This window comes from Massilia sp. H6, from assembly GCF_024802625.1.
In the GTDB taxonomy this organism is placed as follows: domain Bacteria; phylum Pseudomonadota; class Gammaproteobacteria; order Burkholderiales; family Burkholderiaceae_D; genus Telluria.
In genome coordinates, this window is the sequence record NZ_CP103371.1 from 177,529 (window position 1) to 200,911 (window position 23,383).

At 64.0% G+C, this 23,383-nt stretch carries 25 protein-coding genes; 21 read left to right on the forward strand and 4 right to left on the reverse strand.

Features of this window, described 5'->3' with window-relative positions; all coding sequences use genetic code 11:
* The first annotated feature begins 10 nt into the window (after positions 1–10).
* The 5 genes from NRS07_RS00760 to NRS07_RS00780 all read left to right on the forward strand — a co-directional run bounded on the left by NRS07_RS00760 (position 11) and on the right by NRS07_RS00780 (position 3,513).
* Positions 11–1,297 (forward strand): penicillin-binding protein activator, encoded by a 1,287-nt coding sequence (locus NRS07_RS00760; protein WP_259210189.1) that lies wholly within the window; start codon positions 11–13, stop codon positions 1,295–1,297.
* A 1-nt stretch (position 1,298) separates the two neighbouring features.
* The gene (locus tag NRS07_RS00765; RefSeq protein ID WP_259210192.1) at positions 1,299–1,655 is read left to right on the forward strand and encodes a YraN family protein; all 357 of its coding nucleotides are present in this window, start codon (positions 1,299–1,301) and stop codon (positions 1,653–1,655) included.
* Between the two features lie 89 nt (positions 1,656–1,744).
* A complete protein-coding gene (locus tag NRS07_RS00770) occupies positions 1,745–2,341 on the forward strand; it encodes a phosphoheptose isomerase (protein ID WP_259210208.1) in 597 nt (198 codons plus the stop codon).
* Positions 2,334–2,951: a BON domain-containing protein gene (locus tag NRS07_RS00775; RefSeq protein ID WP_373889845.1), complete on the forward strand. Its 618-nt coding sequence runs from the start codon at positions 2,334–2,336 to the stop codon at positions 2,949–2,951. The genes NRS07_RS00770 and NRS07_RS00775 overlap by 8 nt, the downstream gene beginning before the upstream one ends.
* Before the next feature lie 49 nt (positions 2,952–3,000).
* Positions 3,001–3,513, forward strand: a complete 513-nt coding sequence (locus tag NRS07_RS00780; RefSeq protein WP_259210219.1) for a TlpA disulfide reductase family protein — start codon at positions 3,001–3,003, stop codon at positions 3,511–3,513.
* 3 nt (positions 3,514–3,516) lie between these two features.
* Here the strand turns inward: NRS07_RS00780 and NRS07_RS00785 are convergent, their stop codons facing one another.
* Positions 3,517–3,936 (reverse strand): PaaI family thioesterase, encoded by a 420-nt coding sequence (locus NRS07_RS00785; protein WP_373889846.1) that lies wholly within the window; start codon positions 3,934–3,936, stop codon positions 3,517–3,519.
* 78 nt (positions 3,937–4,014) lie between these two features.
* Complete coding sequence (locus NRS07_RS00790) at positions 4,015–5,994, reverse strand: helicase-related protein (RefSeq protein WP_259210226.1); 1,980 nt, start codon at positions 5,992–5,994, stop codon at positions 4,015–4,017.
* 226 nt (positions 5,995–6,220) lie between these two features.
* On the opposite strand from NRS07_RS00790, the gene NRS07_RS00795 reads away from it, so the two are divergent.
* The 16 genes from NRS07_RS00795 to NRS07_RS00870 all read left to right on the forward strand — a co-directional run bounded on the left by NRS07_RS00795 (position 6,221) and on the right by NRS07_RS00870 (position 21,302).
* Complete coding sequence (locus tag NRS07_RS00795) at positions 6,221–8,035, forward strand: PAS domain-containing sensor histidine kinase (protein ID WP_259210235.1); 1,815 nt, start codon at positions 6,221–6,223, stop codon at positions 8,033–8,035.
* On the forward strand, positions 8,032–8,400 hold the full coding sequence (locus NRS07_RS00800) for a response regulator (RefSeq protein ID WP_259210237.1): 369 nt from the start codon (positions 8,032–8,034) through the stop codon (positions 8,398–8,400). Before NRS07_RS00795 ends, NRS07_RS00800 begins: the two co-directional genes overlap by 4 nt.
* 21 nt (positions 8,401–8,421) lie before the next feature.
* Positions 8,422–9,939, forward strand: coding sequence for an HD domain-containing phosphohydrolase (locus tag NRS07_RS00805; RefSeq protein ID WP_259210238.1), 1,518 nt, complete (start codon positions 8,422–8,424; stop codon positions 9,937–9,939).
* A complete protein-coding gene (locus NRS07_RS00810; protein ID WP_259210240.1) occupies positions 9,939–11,963 on the forward strand; it encodes an ATPase, T2SS/T4P/T4SS family in 2,025 nt (674 codons plus the stop codon). The genes NRS07_RS00805 and NRS07_RS00810 overlap by 1 nt, the downstream gene beginning before the upstream one ends.
* A 15-nt stretch (positions 11,964–11,978) precedes the next feature.
* A complete protein-coding gene (locus NRS07_RS00815) occupies positions 11,979–13,106 on the forward strand; it encodes a type II secretion system F family protein (protein ID WP_259210242.1) in 1,128 nt (375 codons plus the stop codon).
* Positions 13,107–13,226: 120 nt separating this feature from the next.
* Positions 13,227–13,820 carry a prepilin-type N-terminal cleavage/methylation domain-containing protein gene (locus NRS07_RS00820; RefSeq protein WP_259210246.1) on the forward strand — a complete coding sequence of 198 codons (594 nt, stop codon included), beginning with the start codon at positions 13,227–13,229 and terminating at the stop codon, positions 13,818–13,820.
* 19 nt (positions 13,821–13,839) lie between these two features.
* The gene (locus NRS07_RS00825; protein ID WP_259210248.1) at positions 13,840–14,400 is read left to right on the forward strand and encodes a Tfp pilus assembly protein FimT/FimU; all 561 of its coding nucleotides are present in this window, start codon (positions 13,840–13,842) and stop codon (positions 14,398–14,400) included.
* Complete coding sequence (locus NRS07_RS00830; RefSeq protein WP_259210250.1) at positions 14,397–14,828, forward strand: type II secretion system protein; 432 nt, start codon at positions 14,397–14,399, stop codon at positions 14,826–14,828. Before NRS07_RS00825 ends, NRS07_RS00830 begins: the two co-directional genes overlap by 4 nt.
* Positions 14,825–15,295: a prepilin-type N-terminal cleavage/methylation domain-containing protein gene (locus NRS07_RS00835; protein ID WP_259210251.1), complete on the forward strand. Its 471-nt coding sequence runs from the start codon at positions 14,825–14,827 to the stop codon at positions 15,293–15,295. Before NRS07_RS00830 ends, NRS07_RS00835 begins: the two co-directional genes overlap by 4 nt.
* Positions 15,292–16,173: a DNRLRE domain-containing protein gene (locus NRS07_RS00840; RefSeq protein WP_259210276.1), complete on the forward strand. Its 882-nt coding sequence runs from the start codon at positions 15,292–15,294 to the stop codon at positions 16,171–16,173. The genes NRS07_RS00835 and NRS07_RS00840 overlap by 4 nt, the downstream gene beginning before the upstream one ends.
* Before the next feature lie 21 nt (positions 16,174–16,194).
* Positions 16,195–17,349 (forward strand): GGDEF domain-containing protein, encoded by a 1,155-nt coding sequence (locus tag NRS07_RS00845; protein WP_259210278.1) that lies wholly within the window; start codon positions 16,195–16,197, stop codon positions 17,347–17,349.
* A complete protein-coding gene (pilM, locus tag NRS07_RS00850) occupies positions 17,346–18,446 on the forward strand; it encodes a pilus assembly protein PilM (RefSeq protein ID WP_259210280.1) in 1,101 nt (366 codons plus the stop codon). Before NRS07_RS00845 ends, pilM begins: the two co-directional genes overlap by 4 nt.
* A complete protein-coding gene (locus tag NRS07_RS00855) occupies positions 18,439–19,101 on the forward strand; it encodes a hypothetical protein (protein WP_259210282.1) in 663 nt (220 codons plus the stop codon). The genes pilM and NRS07_RS00855 overlap by 8 nt, the downstream gene beginning before the upstream one ends.
* Positions 19,094–19,660, forward strand: a complete 567-nt coding sequence (gene pilO, locus NRS07_RS00860; protein ID WP_259210284.1) for a type 4a pilus biogenesis protein PilO — start codon at positions 19,094–19,096, stop codon at positions 19,658–19,660. Before NRS07_RS00855 ends, pilO begins: the two co-directional genes overlap by 8 nt.
* Complete coding sequence (locus NRS07_RS00865; protein ID WP_259210291.1) at positions 19,657–19,986, forward strand: hypothetical protein; 330 nt, start codon at positions 19,657–19,659, stop codon at positions 19,984–19,986. The genes pilO and NRS07_RS00865 overlap by 4 nt, the downstream gene beginning before the upstream one ends.
* A gap of 11 nt (positions 19,987–19,997) precedes the next feature.
* The gene (locus NRS07_RS00870; protein ID WP_259210294.1) at positions 19,998–21,302 is read left to right on the forward strand and encodes a type II secretion system protein GspD; all 1,305 of its coding nucleotides are present in this window, start codon (positions 19,998–20,000) and stop codon (positions 21,300–21,302) included.
* Between the two features lie 118 nt (positions 21,303–21,420).
* Here the strand turns inward: NRS07_RS00870 and NRS07_RS00875 are convergent, their stop codons facing one another.
* Positions 21,421–21,645 carry a PAAR domain-containing protein gene (locus NRS07_RS00875; protein WP_373889847.1) on the reverse strand — a complete coding sequence of 75 codons (225 nt, stop codon included), beginning with the start codon at positions 21,643–21,645 and terminating at the stop codon, positions 21,421–21,423.
* A 115-nt stretch (positions 21,646–21,760) separates the two neighbouring features.
* Complete coding sequence (locus NRS07_RS00880; protein WP_259210299.1) at positions 21,761–23,380, reverse strand: tetratricopeptide repeat protein; 1,620 nt, start codon at positions 23,378–23,380, stop codon at positions 21,761–21,763.
* Between the last annotated feature and the right edge of the window lie 3 nt (positions 23,381–23,383).

Genomic DNA, 23,383 nt, shown 5'->3' on the forward strand with positions numbered 1-23,383 from the left:
AGGGATTCCGATGCTGAAGAAAAATATCAAGGCGCTGCTTGCGACTACCGCATTCAGTTCACTGGCTGCATTACTGGCGGGATGCGGCAGTACGCCGCTACCACCCGATACCGGCTGTGGCGTACCGGGCGGATTGTGCGCGCCCGCCGCGCCAAGTGCAAGCCCGCCACTGGGCGAACCCGGCTATACGCCGCTTCCACCGCTGGAGCCTGCCCGTACCAGCCCGGTCGAGCTACCGCCCTCGCGCGACGCCCGCCCGCTCGCCGCCCAGGCAATGCCGGCAGCCGGCACCCGCATCGCCCTGCTGCTGCCACTGCAATCGGGTTCGCTGCGCGAGCCCGCCGAGGCGGTGCGTGCCGGCTTCATGGCCGGCTACGAGCGTGACCGCAGCGGCATCACGGTCGACGTGATTCCCACTGGCGACTCGGCCCAGGCCACGCTCGACGCCTATGCGATGGCCGCCGCCCGCCACGACATCGTGGTCGGGCCACTGGCGCGCCCGGCCGTGGCTGCGCTGGCCACCAGCGGCGCGGTCAGCAAGCCGACCATTGCACTGAACCATCCACAAATCGACGGTCCGCTGCCGCGCCAGATGCTGGTGGTCGGCCTGTCGCTCGAAGACGAAGCACGCCAGGTGGCTGACTGGGCCGCCGCCGAGCAGCCGGGCGGCCGCGCCCTGATACTGACCGGCCGCACTGCCTGGCAGCAGCGCCTGGCCGGCGCGTTTACCGCGCGCTGGTCGCAACTGGGCCTGAACAACTCCGTGGTCGAGCTGCCCAGTGCCGATGGCTATGTCGATGGCAACGCGCTGGCCGAACTGCGCGCGCGCATGCAGAACGATCCGCCACAGCTGGTCTTCGCGGCGCTCGACGCAGTGCAACTGCGCCAGGTACGCAGTGCCATCGGCACCTCGCTGCCGACCTATGGCACCGCCTCGGTCAACCCGGGACGCGATCCGGGCATGTCCACGCCCGAACTGGCCGGCGTGCGCATCCTCGACCTGCCCTGGACCGTGCAACCCGACCACCCGCTGGTAGCGAGCTATCCGCGCTGGGACGGCGCCACTGGCGGCTTCGACATGCAGCGCCTGTATGCGCTCGGCATCGACGCCTATCGCATTGCGCGCGAGCTGGCCCTGCGCCCGGACGGCACCTTCGAGCTCGATGGCGTGACCGGCCGCCTGTCGGTCGACATGAATCTCGGTAATGGCTCTGGTGCGCCGTCGTTCCGCCGCGTGGAGACCGGCACGGTCTACCGCGACGGCGGCACCTTCGACGCGGCCGACGTCCGGCGCTGACATGTGGCCGCTGCGCCTGTCATTACGGCAGGCCCAGGGCCGCAACTGGGAGCAGGCTGCCCTGCTCCACCTGAAGCGCCAGGGGTTGACGGCGGTCGAAGAGAATTTTCGCTGCAAGGGCGGCGAAATCGACCTGGTCATGCGCGACGGCGCCACCCTGGTGTTCGTCGAGGTACGCCAGCGCGCCGATACCGTCCACGGCGGCGCCGCCGCCAGCATTACCCCCGCCAAGATCCGGCGCCTGGTGCGGGCGGCGCAGGTCTACCTGCTGCGCTTTCCCGTCACCCCGCCCTGCCGCTTCGACGTGGTGGCCATCGACGGCAGCCATATTGAATGGCTGCGCGACGTCATCAATTGACTTCAACTGCGGGCAAAGACTGTTTTAATGTAAGCAATTTTTACCGTGCTTGCACGCCTATGGTTGCTACTACACTATAATCCCCGGCTATGAATACTCAACGCATCCTCGCTCACTTCCAGGAGAGCGCCGACCTGAAAATGCAGTCGGCTGCCGCCCTTGCCCAACCTATTTCGCAGGCGATCGAACTGATGTTCGGTGCCCTGTCCAACGGCAACAAGATCCTGGCCTGCGGCAATGGCGGTTCCGCCGCCGACTGCCAGCACTTTGCTGCCGAGCTCGTAGGCCGCTTCGAGCGCGAGCGCTTTCCCTTGCCGGCGATTGCGCTCACCTGCGATACCTCGATCCTGACGGCCGTGGGCAACGACTACAGCTTCCGCGAGATCTTCTCGAAACAGGTGCAGGCCTTCGGCCAGGCTGGCGACGTGCTGCTGGCGATTTCGACCTCGGGTAATTCGGCCAACGTCCTGGCCGCCGTCGAGGCGGCGCTGGAACGCGAAATGCGTATCGTGGCCTTCACCGGCAAGGATGGCGGCGCGCTGGCCAAGCTGCTCACCGATGCCGATGTCCATATCAACGTGCCGCATGCACGTACCGCTCGCATCCAGGAAGTCCATCTGGTTGCGATTCACTGCATTTGCGACGGCATCGATGTCGCATTGTTCGGAGGAGATGAGAATGAATAACAAGCGCCCGCTGGCCGGCCTGGTATCAAAAATCGTACTGGGCACCGCGCTGGCTGCCTCGCTGTCGGGCTGTATCGGCCTGGCCGTAGGTGGCGCTGTGATGACCGCTGTCTCTGCCAATGACCGCCGTACCATCGGCATGCAGACCGAAGACAAGTCGATCAACGTCAAGGCCGAGATCAAGATGCAGCAGCTCACCGGTGAGAACGGCCACGTCAACGTGACCAGCTATAACCGCAAGGTGCTGCTGACCGGCGAAGTCCGCGACGCAGCCATGAAGCAGGCCGCCGAGCGCGAAGTGCGCGACATCGCGAACGTGGTCTCGGTGATCAACGAACTCGACATCGCCGGTCCGTCGAGCTATACCTCGCGTTCGAGCGATGCCCTGATCACCACCAAGGTCAAGGCCAGCCTGGTCGACATGAAGACCATCTCGGCAAGCTCGGTGAAAGTCACCACCGAGCGCGGCGTGGTCTACCTGATGGGCCTCGTGACCCCGCGTGAAGGCAATATCGCAGCCAATGTCGCCAAGGGCGTCGCCGGCGTCACCCGCGTCGTCAAGATCTTCGAATACATCAGCGAAGAAGACGTCAAGACGCTCACCCCGTAAGCCATAGCGGCAGGACTTCGGTCCTGCCGTTTTTCCATCTGCTTTCACCATGACCGCTTCCCACTCTCCCCGCTCCTGGATCAAACCCGCCGCCATCGGCGCGCTCGTACTGGCGCTGGCCGGCATCGGCTACGCCTCGTTCGACACCGCCGCGCCCGACGTCACCTTCATCAGTATCAAAGGAGACAAGATCAGCACGCAGTCCATGCGTGGCAAGGTCGTGATGGTCAATTTCTGGGCCACTTCTTGCGTCACCTGCGTCAAGGAGATGCCGCAGATGGTCGAGACCTACGAGAAGTACAAGGGACAGGGGCTGGAATTCGTGGCAGTGGCGATGCAGTACGACCCGCCCAACTACGTGCTGAACTTTACCGAGACCCGCAAGCTGCCGTTCATCGTGGCGATCGATGCCGCCGGCGACATTGCCAAGCAGTTCGGCGACGTCACCCTGACACCGACCACCTTCCTGATCGACAAGGACGGCAAGATCATCAAGCGCTATGTCGGCGAGCCGGAATTCCCGGCCCTGCACAAGTTGATCGAAAAAGAGCTCGCCGGCTGAACCTTACTTCGGGTAGAGGATCATCTGGGTGCAGCGAAACAGCGCGATCGTCTTCGAGCTCGCCTGGTCAGTGACGACCGCATCCCACACCTGCGTGGTGCGGCCCAGGTGCACGCTGGTTGCCACCACGGCGATCGTGCCCGCGCGCGCGGTGCCCAGATGGTTCGATTTCAATTCAATGGTGGTGAAGCTGTGTGCGCCTTCCGGCAGGTTGGCGATGCAGGCATAGCCGGCCGCGGTATCGGCCAACGTGACCACGCTGCCGGCATGCAGGTAGCCGTTCGGGGCCAGCAGCTGCGGCGTGACCGGCAGTTCGGCGCAGACGCGGCCCGGGGCGACTTCGGTAATGCGGATGCCGAGATGGCCCGGCAAGAAGGATTTGCCGAACTCGTTAAAGGATTCTGGGGTGTATTTCGGGTTCACGATGGTCGCTCTGGGGTAAAAGGCGGGATCGTACACCGGGTCGGGATATCCTGCTTAATAGACTAAACGCCACATTGCCTAGCGCCTGCGCTTGCCCTGCCTGGGTCCCCCGCCCTTCTGCCTTGCTGCCGTATTTTGCTGCTGCAGCAGCGCATCCACCCGTTCCGATGCCTGGCGCGCCAGTTGCTGCGCCAGATCGATGCTCGGGAAGAATTCGGGTTCGCGATAGCCCAGCCAGGCATAGGCCGAATACAGGCGGCAGGTGTCCTCGACCTGTTGCAGGTTCATGTAGAACAGGTCTTGCGTGGGCGGGGCCAGCTTGAAGACCTTCTTTTTCGCCAGCGACAGCGCCCAGTGTTCCCAGGCGCTTTGCAGGGTCGGCACCCGGCTGGAGATCGGTACCAGCGAGAGCATGAACTTGTCGGCCACGCTCAGGGGCAGCGTATCGAGCCATTCGGCGCGCGCGTTCTGCTCTTCGGTGATGCGCGGATAGAAGAAGCCGTCCGGCACGTCGATGTTGTGCACGAAGCGGCGCAGCAGTTTGACCAGCGAGGTCTCGCCAGTCACCGACGAGATGCGGTGCAGCTGTTCCAGCGACGGCGCGACCGCGAATCCATTAGCCGCCAGCGGCGGGATTTTCTCTTTCATCAGCGAGCGCATGACCGAGTGCGTCTCGTCGTCGTAGCCGGCCACGAAACCTTCTTCGTGCACGCCGTAGCGCCCTGCCCGGCCGGCGATCTGCCTGGCCAGGGCCGCCGAGATTTCTTCTTCCTCGACGCCGTTGTACTTCACCGCCGTGGTCATGACGATGCGGGCGATCGGCATGTTCAGGCCCATTGCCAGCGCGTCGGTGCCGACCACGATGTCGGCCTGGCCTTCGCGGAAGCGCTCGGCCTGCGCGCGCCGCACTTCCGGCGACAGGTTGCCGTATACGGTGGCCACCGACAGGCCCTTCTCGGTGATCATGTCGCGCCACATCAGGACCTCGCGCCGCGAAAAGGCAATCACCGCATCGCCGCGCCGCAGGTTGCCCAGCTTGCGCACCGGCCCCGGCTCCATCGCGAGCGGCGCCATGCGTTTGAGCACGTGTACCTCCAGCGGTACCTCGAGCCGCTCGGCCAGCGCTTCGATCGCGCGCCGCGCTTCCGGAGCGCCAACCAGGAACACGGTCGCTGCCGGCGCGCCGCACACGGCGGCGGTCCAGGCGGCCCCGCGGTCGCGGTCGGCCAGCATCTGGATCTCGTCGATCACTGCCACTTCGACCGGCTCCTGGATATTCAACATCTCGACGGTGCTGGCGACGTGGGTCGCGCCGTCGGCCAGGCGCCGTTCCTCGCCGGTGACCAGGCTCACCTTGATCGGCTTGCCGTGCGGGCGGGCAGCTTGCAGGCGCTCGTAGTTTTCCAGCGCCAGCAGGCGCAGCGGCGCCAGATATACGCCGCTGGCGGCCTTGGCCAGCGCCTCCATCGCACGGTGGGTCTTGCCCGAGTTGGTCGGGCCGAGCAGGGCAATGAACTTGCGCTGCATGCGGCTGGCCACATCGAAAGACGCGGGGTACTCGGCCAGGTTGATGCTTTCCTTGGTGCGCGCGGCGTGGCGTTCTTCTTGCTCGCGCTCGACCGCGTGGGACAGGCGCTGCCGGATACGGTCGAACACGTAGCCGGCAGGCTCCGAGGTCTCCTGCTCGCTCAGGGCACCAAGGAAGACCCGGGGATCGAACCCGGCCTCGTCGGCTTGTTCGGCAATGTCGCGAACAAATTCTTCCGCCTCGAACTGCAGCTCAGCCAGGGCCGAGTCGGTGGTGCGTGCGGCAATCAGGTCACGGCGCGCGCCAGGATCGAGCTTGCGCCATTTGCTCGGCTTGGCCAGCACGCCCTGGGCCGGCACCAGGGTATAGGGCACGCGCAGCCCTTCGTAGCTGACCTCTCCGGAAAAGCGCAGGAATACCCGTCCTTCCATCTTGACCAGTTCGATATTGCGCGCAGTGAGCAGTGCATCCAGTTCGAGCACCGCGTCGTCAGGGTCAGGTCCGGGCAGCTCGTCACGGAAAGATGGCATATGCATTCATTGTTTGATCGGTTCGTCAACACTATAGCGTGGAGACCGGCAAGCACCGCTCCAGACCCATGGCAATTGTGACAAACCTGTGTTGCATTGCCTACATAAAAGCAAATTCATTGCATGCCTGGCTGAATGTTATTTTCCAGAAAGAAATTTTCACTTATAGTGACCTGTTTGCGAGATCCCGCATGTCGACTACCACCGCGCCTGAAAGACTGCCCACATGAAGAACAACCGGATCGGCCTGATTCTTGTCGTCTCGTCACTGGCGATCATCGCGCTGGTGGTGGCCCTGCTGCTGCAGCGCCAGCAGGCGGCGCAGGCCGACCAGGTCCGGATCCAGGGCCTGGGCATGGTGCGTTCGCTGGCTGCGCTGCCGGCCGCGATGCTGGTGCCAGGCGACGGCCCGGGCGTGCTCGATTCCGTGCTGGCCCACCGCGACAATCCCGATTTCGCCTACGCGGCGGTCAGCACTGACGAGGGCCGCAACCTGGCCGAATTTGCCAGCCCGGGCGCGCTGATTCCGGCTGCCGTGTCGCTGGCGCTGACGGGCTTTGACGAGCGCCGCATCGATGCCAGCGCCCGCCAGCGCGCGATCCGGGAGTTCCGCGGGCCGGTGGCCAATGCCGAAAACAGGCTGCAGGTCAGGATCGGCTACTTCGAGCCGGACACTTCGCTGAACATGAAGGATGTCTCCTTTTACGCCATCATCGCCCTGGCGATGTTTCTCTTGGTGCCGCTGATTTACTTTGTCATCAAGCGCGAGATGGCGCCATTGACCGCCCTGAGCGAACAGCTGCGCGCCATCGTGCCCAGCCAGGCGCTGGCGCCGGTTACTGTCAATGCCGACCAGGACGTGCGCGGCCTGGTCCAGAAGCTCAATGGTTACATCGACCAGGCCGGTTCGCGGATCCGGGCCCTGGAACAGGACAGCATGGCCAGCATGGCCAGCAGCCGCCTGCTTGAATATGGCAGCAACAAGATGCAGTCGGTGTTGCATTGCCTGCCCGATGGCCTGCTGGTGCTGGACCCGGCCGGCGAAGTCACTTTCGCCAATGGCAAGATCGAACCGCTGCTGGGCGTGCCCGTTCCCGACGTGCTGTCGCAGCCGGTCGATGTCTGGTGCCGCGATCCGGACCTGCGCGCCATGCTCGCGCGCTACCGCGGCACCGGGGCCGATACCCGCAGCCAGGCGACGATCGAATTCAGCCCGCTCGGGGTGCCTGGCAAGCGCCTGTGGGGAACGGCCCAGGCGCTGGTCGGCCATTCGATGGCCTACGGCACGCTGGTGGTCTTGCGGGACGCCACCCGCGAACACCTGGCGCGCCAGGCAGGCAACGATTTCGTCGCGCACGTGGCACACGAACTGAAGTCGCCGCTGAACGTGATCGGCATGTACGGCGAAATGCTGGGCGACGCCGGCGCCACCGACCCGGAAATCCGGGTCGAAGCGGTCAATGTGATCCAGGACGAGGTCGAGCGCATGAGCTCACTGGTAAACAACCTGCTCAATGTCAGCAAGCTCGAAACGGGCAGCATGCGTCCCGAGCGCCACCGTGTCAGGCTCGACGACCTGCTCAACGACGCCTGGACCCAGGCCATGTCGCGCGCCAGCAGCAAGGGCATCAAGCTCGACTTGCAGGTGCCACGCGAGATCAGCGCGGTATCGATCGACAAGGACCTGTTCCGCATCGCCCTGAACAACCTGCTCAACAACGCCATCAAATACAACCGTCCCGGCGGTAGCGTCGTACTGTCGGCCGAAGAAGGCGATAGCGATGTCGTGCTGTCGGTGCGCGACAGCGGCATCGGCATGTCGCCCGAAGACCGCCAGCGCGTGACCGAGAAGTTCTACCGCGCCCGCGAGACCAGCGCCGACCACGCCGGCGGGCACGGCCTGGGCCTGTACCTGGCCAACCAGATCATTGAACTGCACCACGCGCGCCTGACCATCGACAGCGAACTGGGACAGGGCAGTGTGTTCTCGATCCACCTGAAAAAGATGCCGGCACTCGTTGCTGGTGCCCAAGTATTATGAACAAACACATTTTGCTGGTCGACGACGAGCCCCACGTGACCCGCGTACTGCGCATGACGCTCGAGCGCGAAGGCTATCTGGTCACTTGTGCCTCGGACGGGGGCGAAGCGCTCGAGAAGATGGCCGCACGGCGTCCCGACGTCATGGTGAGCGACATCCAGATGGCCGGCATGGATGGACGCGAGCTGTGCCGTACGACGCGCGCGCGCTACCCCGACGAATCCTTCCTGATCATGGTCATGACTTCCATGACCGCCGCGAGCGAGCGGGAATGGGTGCGCGAACTGGCCAATATCGAATTCCTTGAAAAACCCCTGAGCCCGCGCCAGCTGGTAGCGCGCCTGGCGGCTCACTTTACGCAGTAAGAACCAGGCTGGAGAACGAGCATGCAAGCTGACCTCACGAGCGACATCGAATTTGCGCGGTATGCGCGCTGGCTGCGCCGCACCACGGGCAGCGACCACGATTTTGCGGTATGTAACCGCGCCGGTGCCGTCATCTGGGCCGCCGTGCCGGAAAACGGCATTGCCGACTGGCTGGCCGGGTTGCAGGCCGCCGGCTTCGGCTGGCCTTGCGTGGGCGAAGGCATGCAGCGCCACGATGACGAGGCCGATGCGCTGCTGTACCAGCCAATCCAGATCAAGGGGAGCACGGCCGGCTACCTGGCCGTGCGTACCGCCGCCAGCGCGCAGCCGCCGACGGCCTGGGATGCGCTGGCCGAAACGCTCGAGGACGTCGCCGCCGGCATCGCCGACGAATGCCGCCTCAAGAAAGAGCTCGACCAAATGGCGCTGGAGCTGTCCGAGCGCTACGAGGAATTGCACCTGGTGTATGCGATCGACCGTCAGGTGCAGCAGCTCGATCCCGGCGCGGACCTGTTCCAGCGCCTGCTCAAAAGCTGGGCCGAGCAAATGGATGCCGACGTTGCCGCTTTCGTCAAGCCGGGCGAGAACCTGTGCGTGCATGCGACCAACCTGTCGGCACCGATCCATAACCTGGATCTGGTGCTGGTCGAGATGCGGGGCGACCTGTACCGTTTTGCGCATTCGTCGCGCGCGCCGATCGTGATCAACGAGGTCGACGACCCGCGCCGCGCCTACATCTTTACCGACCTGCCCTACAAGCTGCTGTGCTGCCCGGTCGTGCACGAGCGCAGCGTGGTGGCGATCCTGGTGCTGGCCAATCACCTGGCCAAACCCGATTTCTCCAACAGCGACCGCAAGCTTGGCGAATTGCTGGCCAACCAGCTCTCGGGCCTGTCGCGCATGTACGGCATGCTGGCCGAAACCCAGAAGTTCAACGAACAGATGGCCGATGCCCTGATCGAGGCGGTCGAAGCCAAGGACCCATACACCCGCGGCCACTCCGAGCGGGTACACCATATCTCGATGCAGATCGGCGCAGCCATGAACCTGGGCACGCGCGAGACCGAAGACCTGTTCTGGGGTTCGCTCCTGCATGACGTGGGCAAGATCGGCATTCCCGATGCGGTGCTGTGCAAGCCCGGACGCCTGACGCGCGACGAGTACACCTTCATTATGGTGCATCCGGAACGCAGCTACGAGATCCTGCGCCACATCGAACGCCTCAAGGGCGCGGTACCGGGCGCCCGCCACCACCAGGAAAAATTCGACGGCACCGGCTATCCGCATGCGCTCAAGGGCGCCGATATTCCACTCAATGCGCGCATCATCGCGGTGGCCGATACCTACGACTCGATCACCAGTTCGCGCGCCTACCGCGCCGGTCGCAGCCACGAAGTGGCGATGGCCGAGATCGTACGCGTGGCGGGCAGTCAGCTCGATCCGGCCATCGTGCGCGTACTCGAAGAAGTCTGCGCGCTGGAGCCGGAATGGATTGCGCGCTTTAACATCCAGCGTGATCCGGTCGCCGCAGTCGCGTAATGAGTAACGCCGTCACCCGCAGCCGTATCGGCTCCATGACCTACCTGGCGCCCACCATGGCGCTGGTGGCGGCCGACGCCATCGAGACGCTGGAGACGGCGCTGGCCGAGTGCATCGCCCAGCACCAGGTCACGATCGTGCTCGACCTTGGCAAGGTGCCACTGCTGTCGGGGCGTGCGCTCGAACTGATGATGCGCAGCAGCGCGCGCCTGGGCGCGCTGGGCGGCTGGCTCAAGCTGGCCTATCCCAATCCGCTGCTGCTCGATGTGCTGACAGTAACCGGGGTGGCGGACCAGGTCGCGCTGTATGACGCGCCGCCCACGCCACCCAAGCCCGCGCTGGCGCCCGGCCAGTCCAAGCTGGGCGACATCCTGATCGCGCGTGGCCTGGTCACCGCGGCCCAGGTAACCGAAGCGGCGCGCCTGCAAGACCAGACCGGCAAGCGCATGGGCTTCATCATGGTCGAAAAGAAGTGGCTGTCGGAGACGGCGCTGTTCCAGACGCTGGCCGAGCAGCTCGACCTGCCCTTTGTCAGCCTGCGCGCCGGCCTGTACGATCCTACCGCCGTCAGCCTGCTCGAGCGCGACGTGGCGCGGCGCCTGAACGTGATTCCGCTGTTCATGGTCGACAATACGCTGACGGTCGCCACCGGCGAGCCGCAGGCAGTGCATGTCATCGATGAAATCCGCGCCCGTACCGGCTGCCGCGTGCGCGTGGCCATGGCCGCGCCCGAAGCGATCAAGCGGGTACGCGAGGACGCCTATGGCGGCACGATGCCATCGTTCATCCATAGCGAAGCCAATGATCTGGAACTGGTCGAGAACCAGATTCCGGACGACTATACCCAGATCGATGAAATGGCCGGCGCCAGCCCGGTCATCAACATGGTCAACGCCGTGATCCAGCGCGCGATCCATGACAACGCCAGCGATATCCACATCGAGGTCTCGCGCAACAAGGCGCGCATCCGCCTGCGCATCGATGGCATCCTGTACGAAATCATGACGCCCGCCGTTGAAACCCATCCGGCGATCGTGTCGCGCCTGAAGGTCATGGCCCACCTCGACATTGCCGAGCGCCGCCTGCCCCAGGATGGCCGCATCCAGGTCATGACCCAGGGCCGCACGATCGACCTGCGTTTTTCCTCGCTGCCGGGCATCTATGGCGAAAAGGTCGTGCTGCGCGTGCTCGACAAGAACCAGTCGATTCTCGATGTCGACAAACTCGGGATGAACACCGGAGCGGTCGAGAGCTTCAAGCGCCTGCTTGGGCGCAGCCACGGCCTGATCCTGGTCACCGGCCCAACCGGTAGCGGCAAGACCACCAGCCTGTATGCGGCGATTAACTACCTCAAGAGCATCGAGAAGAACATCGTCACCATCGAGGATCCGGTCGAATACCAGCTCGACATCATCAACCAGAACCAGGTGAACGACGCGGTCGGCCTGAGCTTTCCCAAGATCCTGAAACACGTGTTGCGCCAGGATCCGGACATCATCATGGTCGGCGAAGTACGCGATCGCCAGACCGCGGAAATCGCGGTGCAGGCCGCGCTGACCGGCCACCTGGTGCTGACCACGCTGCACACCAACGACACGCTCGGTGCGGTCGCGCGCCTGGTCGAGATGGGGGTCGAGCCCTACCTGCTGTCATCGGCCCTGATCGGCGTGATGGCCCAGCGCCTGGTGCGCCGCGTCTGCCCCGGATGCAAGACCGGCTACCTGGTCCCGCCCGAAGCCGCCCGTGCCTATGGCTGGAAGGGTGAAGGCAACCTCAAGCTGCTCAAGGGCCGCGGTTGCCCATCCTGCTACGACTCCGGCTACAAGGGGCGCCTGGGAATCTACGAGCTGCTTGAAATCGGTTCGGACCTGCAGCGCATGATCGTCAGCAATGCCAGCAAGGACGAGATGGCGCGCCAGGTTGCCAGTCTCGGCCACCGCGACCTGTATATCGACGGCATGGCGCGCGCCTTCGCCGGCGATACGACGCCCGAGGAAATCGCGCGTGTGGTGCACTCGCAGTAATGACAAGGAATCGCAATGGCGCTTGAATGGGATGAGGTACCGGCCGCCGGCGCCGCGAAAAAAGCGGCAGCGCCCGCATTTTCGCTGCAATGGCGCAGCAGCCAGGCGCGCATCGGTGGCGCCGACCGGGTCCAGTTTACCGAACGCCTGGCCCTGCTGCTGGAAACGGGTGTGGCCCTGCACGACGCACTGAGCACGCTGCGCCAGCAAACCGACAAGGCGCGCCTGGCGCAGATCATTGGACAGATGGCCGACGATATCGTCTCCGGCCTGCGCTTTTCTGACGCCCTGGCACGCCACCCCGAGTTGTTCCCGTCTACCTATGTGAATCTGGTGGGCGCCAGCGAAGCCGGCGGATTCCTGCCGCAGGTGCTGGAACAGCTTGTCGACATGGATGAAAAAGAACAACGCCTGCGCAGCACGATCGTCTCGTCGCTGTCCTATCCCGGCTTTTTAGTAGTCTTTTCGGTACTGGTGGTGGTATTCATCCTGGTGGTGGTATTTCCGAAGTTCTCGGTCATGTTTGGTGCGATCTACGACCAGTTGCCGGTAACTACGCGTTTTTTCATCTGGGCCAGCGACTTGCTGGTCAAGCACGGGATGGTGCTCGGCATTGGTGTGCTGGCCCTGGCCGGCGCTGGCATGGTGGCATTGCGCCAGCCCGCCATGCGCGAACGGCTCGATGCCCTGAAACTGCGCATCCCCGGCGTCAAGGGCATTTTTATCAAGATTTACCTGACCCGCCTGCTACGCGTGATGGGCATCTCGCTCGAGCGCGGCGTGACCATCCTGGCCACCCTCAGCGCTTGCCGCAACGTCATTCCCAATGCCGAGTTCCAGCGCTTTATCGCCACGCTCGAAGTTCAGGTGACCGAGGGACGCGGCATCGCGGCGGGTTTTCGCGACAGCCACTTGATTCCGGCCAGCGTCAAGCAGATGATCGAAACCGGTGAAGAAACCGGCGCATTGGGGCGGGTCATGGGCCGGGTTGCCGATTTTTACGAGCGCGACCTTACCCGCCAGCTGAGCCAACTCGCCAAGCTGGCCGAGCCAGTGATGCTGCTGGTAATGGGTGTGCTGGTTGGAACCATCGTGACCTCGATTATTCTGCCTATCTTCAAGATGTCGCGCGCCGTCCACTGATTCTCACGATTTTGTAACAAATATCAAACTGCATTGTCATCGAACGGAAACTTCCGTGCTAACCTTCTATTGCCTACGGTAAATTCTTATTCCGTCAATTTCTTCTACCCCAACGCCATAATGAAAACTACTTTCTTCCAGCGCGCCGCCGCCAAGGGCTTTACCCTGATCGAACTGTTGATCGTCGTGATCATCATTGCGATCCTGGCCGCGATCGCGATTCCACAATTTTCCAATACCTCGGGCGACGCACAGGAAGCTGCACTCGACGCCAATCTGAACACCGTGCGCTCGGCCATTGAACTGTACCGCGTGCAACACCGCAATTCCTATCCGACGGTGACGTCCGCCGCGCCGGTTGCTGCCTCGGCGTCCGCGTGCACTACCGCTGGCGGCGTCGCCGGCACGGGGGCAAAAGACAGTGCATTGGCATTTAAAGAACAATTGACCATGTTCTCGGACGCCAGTGGCGGCACCTGCACCGTCGCCGCACCAACAGCGGGCATCACGCTTGGGCCTTACCTGCGCGCGATCCCACAAGAGCAGCTGTCGAATCCGCCAACCGATGCGGTGGCTATCGTGATTACCGGCGTGCAGAATCCAGTTCCGGCAAATAGCACCACCGGCGGCTACCAGTTCGACAACCGCGGCGGCCAGTTCGTCAAGAACAGCAATGCCATGGGTCGCCGTGGCCAGGAATACTACAAGTACTGATCCGGTTTAGGCCGAGCCCATGTATCGTCCTGCTGCGCCGCACGCTGGCGGGACCTTGCTTGAGATGGTCATTGTCATTGCCGTGCTGGCCATTGTCATGACCATCGCCCGTCCCCGGGCCGAAGCGATCAGTCCGGCAGTTGCCGAGGCGGCCGCTTCCGAAGTCGCCTCGGCCATGCGCTTTGCCCGGCACGAGGCCATGCGCACGCGGGCCTACCACGCCGTCAGTTTCGATACGCAGCAACATAGCCTGCGCATCTATCGCCTGACCACCCTCCTACTTGCTGTCGAAGACACCAGTCAGCCCGTCATGTACCCCGTGGACAAGCGTGCCTACCGAATTGCATTCGGCGACAATCCGAATGCGCGGGTCACCATTATGGGCGCCTCGTTCCGGTACAAGGATGGCGCAACCAGGAAATACGCGTGTTTCGGTCCGGACGGCCGGCCGGCCGACGTGCATGGCCTGTTGCTCAAGGATGCAGAACCGCTGGAGCAGGACGGGCAGGTCACCATCAAGCATGGCAATCTCGAGCGTACCGTGCGGCTTGATTTCGTGACCGGCCGGGTGAGCCTGTGACCGCCCGGCGCTTGCAACGCGGCTTTTCTTACGTTGAACTGCTAGTGGCCGCCGTGGTGCTGGGATTGTGCGCGGCCCCGCTGATGGGCGCGATACAGACCGGCGTCAAGGCGTCCGAGATTGGCAGTGCCAAGGCAAACGAGCTGCGCTGCATCAAGAATGTCATGGAAACTGTCTTGGCCGAACCGTATCAGCACTTGTGGAACGCGGCGCGCGGTACCGCCATCGCATCAAGCTATTCGCGCCCGCAAGATGCCGCCTGTGTCGCGCGCGAGGTCTATATCGCGCTGTACGAACATGAATGGGGCAAGACGCCGCTGTTTCTCGACGCCACGGCCAGCGCCGCGCGCCGCGAAACTGCCATGCTCTACATTACCGTGTCCTCGCCCGCCAGCGGCTACGCCTTTACCACCCTGGTGGCCCGATGATGCGTCGATCGCACCGCCATGCACAGGGACTGAGCCTGATCGAGCTGCTGCTCGGGCTGGCTGTCGTGGCGCTGGTCATGGCGCCGCTGCTGCCGATGCTTGAAACCGCGCATGCCAGCGCGCGCATCAGCGCCGAGCGGCGCGACCTGGAGCGCGATGCCCAGTTCGCACTGGCCCGGATCAGCGCACGGGTACGCGCTGCCACCCCGTCTCCGACCCTGGCGTCGCAACTCCAGGGAGACTGGTTCGACCCGTATTCGTATCTCGTTGTGAATGGCAAGCTGGTCGAACGTGAAGATGACAAAGAATCCAGCGACCGGATCCTGGCCGAGTCGGTTACCGATTTCCGGCTCAATGCGCCGGCTGTCGATGCCGGCGCGCCCATGGTCGAGATCAGCCTGACGCTGGCGCGCGGCGACGCTGCGACCACCGTGAACGCCGCGGTGCGCATGGGGAGCGTGCAATGACGCCGGCCAAGCAGCGCGGCATCCTGCTGTTACCGGTGGCGCTGACGCTGGCCATCGCCGGTGCGCTGGCCTATACCATGACCCACAGCGCCAGCATGGAAATCGCCGCGTTCGATGCCCAGCACGATACCGATACCGCGCGCTACCTGGCCGAGGCTGGCGTGCAGTTGGCCAAGTGGCAGAACGAGCGCATCCTGTGCGGCAGCCAGCTCGGCTTCGGTACGGTCACGCTGCCGGGCGGGCAGATCGTCTCGAATAATGTGAAAGAAGGCAGTGGAAAGATCAAGGTGTCGCTGACCGCCACTACCACACGCGGCGCCGTCAACGTGCTGGTGGAGCGCGAAGTCAGGATGCACCGCACGATCCCGGTGTCACTGAGCATCAAGTTATCGGACATGAAAGACACGTATATCCAGGTTGGCAGTCCGCAACAGGGTAACAGCCTTTACCTGGAAATGACCGATGCCAATGCGCATGGATTGATGAGCTTTTCCTTCCCCGGTGCGCTGGACGACGCGGCCGTGCTCAGCGCCGAGCTGTCCCTGGTGCAGACCGACAGCAAGTCGACCATGCCAAACCGGTCGCTGGCTCTGCACCGGGTGCTGCGTGACTGGTCCGAGACTGGCGCGACCTGGACTTCGCCATGGAGCACCCCGGGCGGCGACTATGTCGCCACGCCTGCAGCAACTGTTGCCATCGATGGCAACGCCAGGTACGCCTGGCGCATCGATGCCCTGGTCGAAGGATGGGCAAACAAGACCTTGCCCAACAATGGCTTGCTGCTCAAGCCGAGCGGACTGCTCGAAGCGCGTTTTCACACCCGCGGAAGCCCGACCAATCAGCCCAAGCTGGATATACGCTACCTGCCGCGCTGCTAAGACAGGCATCACTGACACTCCATGAAAATTACCGCCTCGCTTGTTACCGAATTGTCCAGTACCTGGTCGTCGTCCGCCTTCGACGAGCCGGCCCTGCGCGCCTATGCAGCGCCCTTGATCACCGACGAAACCCGCAATGGCGTCGCCCTGCTCAGCCTGATGGCACTGCTGTTTTTGACAATGGCATCGGCGATCTCGGCCTGGTTCGAACTAGGCGCCTTGTACACCTACACCTATTGCCTGCTCAGTGCGCTGGCGCTGCATATCCGCCTGTCGAGCATGAAGGTGGGGCAGTTGCGCGAGCTGTACCTGCTCGCGGCGCTGCTGCTGGTTGCATGCGCGTCGTCGCTGGTGCTGCTGGCGCAGCACACAAGACAGCTCGACACCATGCTATTGCTCAGCGTGGCCGTGCTGATCATGCTGGTGCCGGTGGTGCCGTGGGGCCTGCGTGAAGCGGCACTGACCACCGGCGCCATCTATCTGGTCTTCACGGTTTCGACCTTCCTTGGCCGGCACCGTTTCGCCGCGCTCGACCTGTGGATCCTGCAATGCCTGATGCTGGTCGCGGCCACCATCTCGATGGCGCTGGTGGCGCGTGCACTGGCCCTGCGCAAGCATGACCTGACGCTGCGTTTCGACCTGGAACAGGCCAAGCGCGACCTGACCGAACTGGCCGAGCGCGATCCCCTGACCGGCTGCTGGAACCGGCGCCGGATCGAGCGCGACTTCGAGCACACCGTGGCGCGCCACCACCAGGCCGGCCAGGCCTGCTATTTCGGGCTGTTCGACATCGACCGTTTCAAGTCAGTCAACGACACGTTCGGCCACGACTGCGGCGACGCGGTGCTGCGCGCCGTGCACACAGCCTTTGGCCAGCTCGACGACGAGAATGACTACCTGGTGCGTCTTGGCGGCGACGAGTTCGCCGTGCTCATGTGCGGTGCCGATACGCCGCAGCGCGTGGGGCGCGCACTGCGCACGTTTGCCCTGGCCTCGGGCGCGCCGCTGCCGGCGGGCGGCATGCCCACCCTGAGCATGGGCCTGGTGCACATACCTGCCCCTTGCGCCCCCGGTTTCGGCCAGGCTTACCGGCTGGCCGACGAGTTGCTGTACGAGGCCAAGCGCGACGGTGGCGATACGCTGCGCCAGCGGGTCTTGCCGCAGGTGGCTGCATGAACATGCTGCGCACCCTGCTGACCCGAACGCCGGCCAGGCCGGCACCGATCGGGGTCGATTTTGCCGCTCAGCGCCTGAACATGCTGCAGGTAACGGCTTCGCCCGACGGCCCGCTGCTGCGCGCCGCGGTCTCCCGGCCTTATCCGGTCGAGCGCGGCCAGCTGCTGGCCGACCCGCGCATGCTGCGCAGTTTCGTGCGCGACGCGCTCGCCAGCGCGCCCTTTGCGGGACGCCGCATGGTATCGGCACTGGCACCGGGCGACGTGCGCATTTTGCCACTGACCGTGCATGTCCCGAGCGGGCAGAGCGAGCAAGGGGCGGTGGCAAAAGCGGTGCGCGACCAGCTTGGCGCCGCCGCCGCCGATTCGGTCGTCGACTATTACCAGGTACGCAGTGTCGATTCTTCCGGCCCGGAACGCCAGGTGCTGGCGGCCGTTGCTTCCACCGCCGGAGTGCTGGCCTACCTCGATGCGATGCGCGGCGCGGGCTTCGATCCGGTCGCGCTCGATATCGGACCGGCCGCGATCGCACGCCTGCTGGCCGCGATGCAAGAGGACGTCGACCAGGCAGTACTATTGATTAACTTTGGCGTCAGAAAAAGCTTTCTGACGGTGATCTGGGGCCGTCGCCTGATGCTCGACCGCGAGATCGACTTTGGCGAGGCCCAATTGGTCGAGCGCCTGTCGCGGGTGCTCGGACTCGATGCGGACGCGGCGCTTGGCCTGCTGCACGAACATGGCATCGGCATCCCGGCTGCCGCGCTGCATGTGCGCGGCCAGGACCAGCAGGGCATTGGCCGCACGATCCGCGAAATCCTGTACCAGGAGTTTGCCGCCATGGCCGAGGAACTGGTGCGCACCCAGGTCTATGTCGCTTCACGCACGCGCGGCAGTGCCCTGAGCCGGGTCTACCTCAACGGCAGCGTGGCGCGCTATGCGAACGTTTGCGAACGGATCGAGGAACTGGTCAACCTGCCGGTGGAAGTACTCGACCCGCTGCGTGCCTTCCGTCCGGCCGCCGGCTTTACCATCAATACCGACATGCAGGGCATTGCGCTGGCAGCCGGCCTGGCCCTGCGGAGAGACGTTCATGGCTGATATCGACATGATCCCGCGCAGCTACCGCGAATCGGTACGGGTGCGCCGCACGCTCACGGCCTACGGCGCGGCGCTGGCGCTGCTGGTGCTCGCTGGTGGCGGCACTGCAGCAGTGCTGCGCTGGCGCCTGGCGGTCGAGACCCCGCGCCTGGAACAGGCCCGCGCCAGTTCGGCGCAGCTCGCGGCGCTACGCGCGCAGCTGGACCTGGCCCAGCAGCGCAAGGACGCCCTGCTCGCCGATGTTGGCGTCCTGGCGGCCATGCGTGGCACCAAAGAGATTGCCACCCTCGCGCGCGTGCTGGAAGAAGCCCGCGACGACGACGTCTGGTTCGGGCGCATGCGGTTTTCGCGCACGCGCGAGCAACTGCCAGCGCTGCCCGGCGCCCCGGCACCCGATATCGTGCTGGCGCGCTCACCGGCCCAGGCTGGCGTTCCAGATACGCAGCAGGCCTGGCGCCTGGGCAGCCATATCGAGATCGACGGCGAAGCGCTGGACCATCCGGCGATGACGGCTTTCCTGGCCCGCGTCACGGCCAAGCCGGCGCTGCAGAACGTACGGTTCTTAAGCAGCAGTAGCGCCGCCACTGACACCGAGAGCAAGGTCGTGGCGTTCGGGATTGCCGCTTCGCTCGAGAAAGGAAAGCTCCATGAATGACGCTCTGATGCGCCGCGCCGCAGCCTTGCCCGCGCGGCAGTTGCACATGCTCGGTAGCGGCGTACTGCTGATTGTTTGCGCCGCCTTGTGGGCTTACGGCATGCGCGCGCCGCTGGCGGCGCTGCATACAGTGCGCGCCGAGCAGACGCGCCTGGATGGGCTTGGCGGCGATACGCGCGCGCCGGCAGCGCAACTGGCAGTGCTCGCCGCCGACACCGAGACCCTGGCGGCGCAACTCGGCGCGGCCAATACCCTTACCCCGTCGCAGCAACTGGTCGAACTGATCGGAGACCTTGGCAAACTGGCGCAAGTGCATGGCGTGAACCTGCGCACGGCGACCCCGGCGCCGCAGGAACCGGTAATGACGCTGGTCCAGGGCGGCGTCGATGCCGACGTCAGCGGCAGTTACGCGGCATTGATCGGATGGATGTCGGCCGTCGAGAATGCGCGCCCTCACCTGGGCATCGCCAGCTTCGAGATGACCCCTGCGAAGACGGCTGGAAAAGTCGAGATGAAGATCCGTATCGCGGCATATCGTCCGCAGGAGACAGCACCATGAGACAACAGGTTTTGGGCGCGCTGGCGCTACTGGCCCTGGCCTGCGCCGGGAGCGCGCAGGCACAGCTGCTGCGCGATCCGTTCGCCCGCCCTGCCCCGCCAGCGGACATCGAGGCTGGCGCAGCGCCGGAGCCGGAAGTCGCGCCACAATTGCGCGCGATCGTCTATGCGCCCGGCCGGTCGCTGGCCAATATCGGTGGCCGCATCCTGGCGGCCGGCGACTGGTTCGGCGACTACCGGCTGCTCGATATTCAGGAACGTAGCGTCACGCTGGTACGGCGTGGCGTCAAACAGGTACTTCGATTAGATCAGGCAAGCGTGAAATGACCCACCCCGTGATGAAAAAGATTGTTCTGGCGGCGCTATGCGCTGCAGCCTGCGGCAGCATCAGCGCGAGCACACCGGCGCAAGAAGCTGCACCGGCCGCTGCGGCGGCGGGCTCGCCGGTTCCTTCGTTCGTGTTTCGCGACACACCGATCGCCGAGCTGTTCGAGATGATTTCGCGGCATGAACGGGTCAACATCATGCTCGGCAAAGGCGTGACCGGCACCGTGGCGGTGAGCTTGTATGACATGACGCCGCACCAGGCCATCCATGCGATCGCGCATGCAGGGGGTTACGAAGTGATCACCCGCGACAATGGCTACCTGATTGTCAATCCGGCCCAGGCCGCGGCGGAAGTGCCGCCGCCAGCGCAGCTAGAAGTGCGCGCGCTCAAGGTTTTGTATTCAGACCCGCAGCTGGTCGGCGAGATTCTGGGCAAGCATGTCGGCCGCGGGGGCAAGGTTACCGTCATGGCCGCAAGGCGCATGGTAGTGGTAGAAGACTCGCCGGCAGGCGTGCGGCGCATCGAGCAACTGCTGCGCGAGATCGACTCGCAGCCGCAGCAGGTCATGATCGAAGCGAAAATCCTGGAAATCACGCTGGACGACAACGAGCAGTTCGGCATCGACTGGACCAAGGTGTTCAGCGCCAATGGCACCAACCGCATTGGCGTCGGTGGACTGGCCCAGCGTACCGGTTCAGGCCTGTTCTTCAACTATGTCAACCGCAACGTCGACATCTACCTTAATGCGCTGTCGACCAAGGGCCGGGTGCGTACCTTGGCCACGCCCAAGCTGATGACGCTGGAAAATCAGGAAGCGAGCACCAACATCGGCGACAAGCTGGGCTTTCGGCTGACCACCACCATCAATAACGTCACCAGCGAATCGATCCAGTTCCTGGAAACCGGCGTCATCCTGCGGGTGACGCCATCGGTCGACAACCAGGGACGCATCTCGCTGCGCATCAGGCCAGAAGTGAGCTCGGGCTCGGTACTGGGTGGAATTCCGTCGAAGAAGACCACCGAGGTAACGACCCAACTGGTGGCCGAAGACGGCCAATCGATCCTGATCGCGGGCCTGATCAAGACCAGTGCCGGCCAGCGCCGCCTTGGCGTACCGATCCTGGCCGACGTGCCGGTGATCGGCAAGCTGTTTTCCAACAATGAAGACACCGGCAGCTCGACCGAGACCATTGTATTGATCACGCCGCGCATCGTGCCGACCCGAGCGGCCGGGCCCGATGCCCAGGTGGTCGAGCGGGTCAACCAGGCCGAGTACGAGCTGCAGCAGAAATTCGCGCCCGCACCGAAGCCCTGAACGGGCGGCGCTCGGGGCTTCGGTTAACTTTCAGCAGTCAATGAAAGAACACAACCATTCGCCCTTGTTTGGGCAAGACTCAATGCGACTACAGTGAGCGGTTCCTCGAGAACACCCGTCATATCGAGGAAATCAGCTTGGCACCGCAAGCGGTGAGATCGTTATTGTAGGCATAAGGCCGACCGTCGCGTTTTGCACCGGTAGCGTCCGGCATGATGGAAAACTTCCCTTTGCATTGGGGACAAAACGTCAGATCGTCTGCAAGCGCAGCTTCTACACCCATTGCAACCGTCCCGGACGAGACCGAAATGACCTGGCCACCGTGGTCCGTCTTGTCATGCATGCGAATGACACCGCGCCCCTCGTGCTGCATCTGCAAATCCTCCAGCTGCTGATTGATGGGCCAAGCGCTGCGGTACGATGTCGGCGCGCGTGACGTTTCGCATTGCTAGCGTGTGCTACTTCTCGACTGGTGTTTTTGGCTCCAGCAAATGCCACTTCACGTCGGCACTCTCCAGCGGAAGCATCCAGTCGCGTTTCGGATCGGAAAATGCTTGGCCGGCAGTCAACCAGCGCTGCCGCCACGCCTGGTTGACCTCTTGTTCTAGTGGGTGCCCCGGCGCAAGCCATGGCTGCCAGGTGCCGGTGATCGGACAGACCTCGTTACCAGCGCACTCGACCGGCGGCGTCAGGCGTGGAACTTGCCGGGACAGCCTGAGCGCCGTCCGCGGCGCGACTGCGCCACCGTCGTTGTGCACGGTGAGCACACGCTGCCAGACGATACCGGCGATGGCTTTCGAGCCCATGCTGTCCGGGAAACGCGGCTGCTCGAACGCTTCTCCTTTGCCATAAAGGCCGGGGGCGATGCCAGCCACGAAGTCGCGCACCTCGGCCGCTTCGTGTGGCGCTGTCGCTTGCCAGTAGCCGGCAACCGGCGCCTGCAGGGCATTGGTCGTTTCCTTGGTCGGCCGAAACACGTAGGCGCTGTCGAGGAAGTAGCGGCCCTTTCTGAGCGAGGCTTCGGTCGGCGTTGGTGTTTCGGACGCGGGCACGACGGCCATGGCTGCGGCGAGCAGGCTTGCGCGTGTCCCGTCCCATGGCGGCAGCGGCGCCGGCGGCAATGGCAGGATTTTATCGAGGTTGGGGAAGCGGCGATCGGGATTGAAGCTCAGTGCGTTGCCAAGCATGTTGTAACGTTGGCCGCGTGCCTTGTCGATGAAAGGCACGAACGTGCTTGCCAAATCGTCAGGGTCATCGAACTCGAGGAACAATCTGTCCGCGCAATACCTGCAGCCACCCTTGACACCTTCGTGCAGCGCGCGCAGCACCCGGTCACGGGTTTCCGGGGTTTCCATACCGAGTTCCGTGCCGTCCGGCGCCCGGGGGACCTCATACATGGGTTTCATTTCCACCGCAGCCGGGCCGTAACCCTGTGCCAACGCACATTCAAACATCTTGATCGCAATCGGGATGTTGCCCCAGTAGCCGGGCTTGAGGTCGTCCCCGCCCGCATCCATTTTCTCTCCAAGAAAGGCCATGGCTTGCGGGTTGCCCATATGGGCTGCTTTCTGAAAATAAGCATAGGCGCGGTCGGGATCGCCACGCACGCCGGTACCGTTGAGGTAATAGGTGCCCATCCTGTCGTAGGCGCCGGGCACCCCAAGGTCAATGGCCGCTGACACCAACGCCACCGCCTCGTTCTCGCCATTGGGGGGATCGCGCCTTTCCACATACAGGCTGGCCAGGTTCAGCATAGCCTTCCAGTGATGCCGTTCGGCGGCCTGGCGGGTCAACTGGACGATTTTCTTGTAGTCGCGGTCTTCATAAAAGGTCGTACGATCTTCCAGCGCGCGCGCTTCAAGGAACCAGTCGTCGGCCTGGGCGTCGATTGGCGGCACCTTGCTCGCCTCGGTCTGGCAGTCGAACGAAGCGATGTGCGGATCGAAGGTCGGCAGTTCTTGCATGTATCCGGGAGGCTTGGTTTTGTCCATGTGGCAGGCCGTCAGAAAAGCAAGCGTGATCAGGAAAGTTGCCATATTGCGGCAACGCGGCGGGGCAGATGCGGCAAGACCATCCATGGT